Source organism: Pedobacter sp. (genome assembly GCF_035566355.1).
Taxonomy (GTDB): Bacteria; Bacteroidota; Bacteroidia; order Sphingobacteriales; family Sphingobacteriaceae; genus Pedobacter.
Genome location: NZ_DATMRL010000424.1, coordinates 1 through 3,426, shown reverse-complemented (window position 1 = coordinate 3,426; position 3,426 = coordinate 1). Strand labels below are relative to the sequence as shown.

Here is a 3,426-nt window from a genome sequence, read left to right as displayed (position 1 = left end):
AATACTGCCATTAATTAAAGAAGCAAATTGTAATGTACTTGTTTTTGCAGCATTAGATAAAATCTTTCCCGGATTTTCTTTCTCGTATACCCTAGTTCCAACAGTATCTTCTCCATATCTGTAAAAATTTATTGCCCCTGTACTTTGTCCATAAGAACCTTCGCCAATGATAAAAAATCCATTTTCATATTTACCCGCTGCCGACTCCGTTTTTGGGATGTCAGCATCGTCCTTTTTACAGGAGTACAAACCGGTAGTTAAAAGCAATACTGCAATAAAAAGTTGTTTCAAGTTTACGTGTTTCATTATCATATGTTATTAATGTTGTGCTGTTTTAACCAGCTACCGGAATTTTGGTTACTATCTTTTACCATTTTTTGTTGTGAGTTAAACCCACAGCAAACAGTTCAACAAGGAAATGAAATACGAAATCGTAAGTCTCATCCTAGCTTCAATCCCCGAAAGCTATGAAATCATAATGCCAAAGGCAGGTCTCCTGACTTACGCCTGATTTTCAGCCTTCCCATCACACCAGATGTGCAAAAGTGGCCAGATTTGAAAATCATTTAAGCGCTTACAGTTGCGGGACAGTTGCGGATTTCCACCGTATTCCCTTTTAATACCAGGTATTAGCCCAGTAACCCAAAGCGCCGCGAAGATAAGCATTAGCCCTTAAAAAAAGGAAAACATTAAACACTAACGCCCGGACGTTCCACTGCTGCTTTTTGTATCATCATTTTTAATGCTCCGCTGGCTCTTTTTAATGGCATCCTTTAACTGACCAAAACGCCAGTTTAAGCTCAGGATAAAAGAACGGTTATAGTTTTGAGACCTATAATATTGGTTAAAATCGGTTCCCTGAATAGAGCGGGTATAATAGCGGAATTTGGAAAAAGGATTATTTACACCCGCAGAGACGGTCAGCTTATCTTTAATGATCTCTTTACTTCCGCTAAAGGAAACAAAGGTATAAGCACTGGATTTTCCCTGCAAAAGAATTTCCGGCGCATTATAATTAAAACTGGCATTGACCTTCCAGGCCTTTTTAAATTTATAACCGGTATTTAAATAACCATATCCCGATATACCACTGTTTTTCTGAATCACTCCTTCTATTGCACCTTCCACCCAGGTATATCCTATATTACCATTTACGCTCAGGTTCCACTCCTCGGTAAGCGGGTAATTGATATTCAGGTTAGACGTGAACGCTTTATCCTTTCCAATATTCAAATAGGTGGTTTGAGTAATCCCGGTTGCGCTATTATATACAGAAACATTTTGAATCGTATGATTGGCAAAATGGTAACTCAGCCCCAGGTTTACAGATCCCTTTTTGAATCTGCTATAGGTCAGTTCAAAATTATTGCTCAATACAGCTTTAAGATCGGGATTTCCTGTTGACTCTATACTTGGTATCGATCTGTCTACAAAAGGGTTCAGCGTTTCAATATCCGGCCTCTGTATACGTTGCGTAAAGCCTAAACTTAGGCTGCTGCTGTTCTTAAATTTACGGTTTAAAGAAAGCGTCGGTATAACGTTGAAATAATCCGTATTCACATTTGAAGAGCTGCTTATAAAATCTGCTTTAACAAGCGTTCCCTCTATTCTCGCACCGCCTTTAAAAGACCATTGCTCCAAATTATAGGCATAAGAATTATAGGCACCAATAACAGCTTGCCGGTTGCTGAACTTATTCGTCCGGCCAGGGTCTGTGATATACGATCCACTGGCATCATCATAACTCCTGTATTCAAAATTACTATCACTATTTCTTAATATCCCCTTAACTCCCCCCTCAATGCTCAGTTTTTTTAAAGGATGTACATAATCAAGCTGGACAGTCTGTTCCCTGGAACGGCCATCATTATTCTGAATATAGTTTGGATCACTGTAATTCAGGCGGTTGCTAAAACTCAGATCATTGATCTGCGGGTTAGCCGTATAACTATATTTATAAGAAAAAGTAAGTAGCCGGTCTTTATTGCCCATAAAGCCATGCTGAAAGTTCAAAGAAGCATCAAAACCATTCCATCCGTACCTGCTCTTGGTTAGCATATCATATCGCATAGGAGCATTTCCTCCCGACATCTCCGTATATTGATCGAGTGTAGATTTATTGTATCCTCCATAGGGATTCAATTCTGAATTCAACAAATTAAGGCTATCCAGTTCATAGCTCAATTCAACACCGCCATAACGATAATTGTTATTAAATTTTCTGGTACCATCCGTTAGCAGCGAACTAGGGTTCTCTCCTGTAGTTATCCTGCTGTTTGATCTGCCGGTTTTAGGCGAGGTATTAAATCCTGTCCCGCCATAGGCTGTAATCCCGAATTTACCTTCTTTCAAGGTGATAAAACCACCACCACCCGGGCCTCCAACCGGTGCCTGATAACGTAAATTCAAACTCCCATTATAACCATTATCAATCTTTTTATTGGTAATGATATTAATAATACCAGCCAGGCCTTCACTGTCGTATTTAGCCGGAGGCGTTGTAATGACTTCTATTTTCTGAACAGAAGAGGCAGGCATACTCCTCAATACATCCTTAGGATTTCTCGTCACCATACCAGATGGCTTCCCGTTAATTAAGATCTTATAATTTCCACTACCTTTCAATTTAATATTATCATCTGCGTCTAATGACAACATAGGTACTTTACGCATCATATCTAATACAGTAAGCCCTTTACTTTCAGGATCTGCCTGTATATCATAACTGATCCGGTCGGCTTCCTGCTTAATTACCGGCCGGCTCCCCTGAACAGATACTTCCTTTAAATTCGTCGTTAATGGAACCATGAGCAAACTGCCCAAATCCAGCATGGGCCTGGCAGTAGTCATCTCCAGCAGAACTTGCTTCGAAGTATATCCTATGGCTGCCACAACGAGTTGATATCTCCCAGGTTTTACCTGATCGAAATTAAAATGACCATCCGCTGCGGTAACTGCAGAGTGAGATACGGTCTTGTCTTTTTTTACCGCGACCGTCATAAAGTCTAAAGGCTTCCCTGAAAGGGTATCCACTACAATACCTTTAATCGTACCTGCTTTATGCTGGGCAAATGCAGGCGCAACAAATAACTTGAAGAGGAAGGGGATAATAAAGAGTCGTTTACTTAATAATTTCATTGGTTGATCTGAGAATTACCTGGTGGTTATTCCAGATATAAGACACAGACCATATACAAATGTTGCATGCCGATATCATAAACGGCATACAACAATAAAATCAATTAGCTTCCTGTTTCCAGTACAACAATCCGGTCAGGTTCCCCATTTCCAGCACCAGCCGAAATCGTGACCCTGGCATCTTTTAATACAGCCTTAACTGCAGAATGATCCTTCAGCAGATACGCTTTTTTTATTTTCTTAAAAGGGAAATCTGGCAGCTCGACTTTCTGTACATCTGCAGACAGA

At 40.0% G+C, this 3,426-nt stretch carries 3 protein-coding genes and 1 riboswitch; all 3 genes read right to left on the bottom strand.

The genetic code is table 11. From position 1 onward, the window contains the following. Positions 1 to 306, bottom strand: a 306-nt coding sequence (locus VNZ46_RS16310) for a DUF5074 domain-containing protein (protein WP_325561124.1), incomplete at its 3' end; no start/stop codon positions are given. Positions 307 to 469: 163 nt separating this feature from the next. Continuing rightward, a riboswitch (cobalamin riboswitch) is annotated at positions 470 to 661 on the bottom strand. 35 nt (positions 662 to 696) lie between these two features. Next, positions 697 to 3,138, bottom strand: a complete 2,442-nt coding sequence (locus tag VNZ46_RS16305; protein WP_325561123.1) for an outer membrane beta-barrel family protein — start codon at positions 3,136 to 3,138, stop codon at positions 697 to 699. Positions 3,139 to 3,242: 104 nt separating this feature from the next. Next, positions 3,243 to 3,426, bottom strand: a 184-nt coding sequence (locus VNZ46_RS16300; RefSeq protein WP_325561122.1) for a hypothetical protein, incomplete at its 5' end; no start/stop codon positions are given.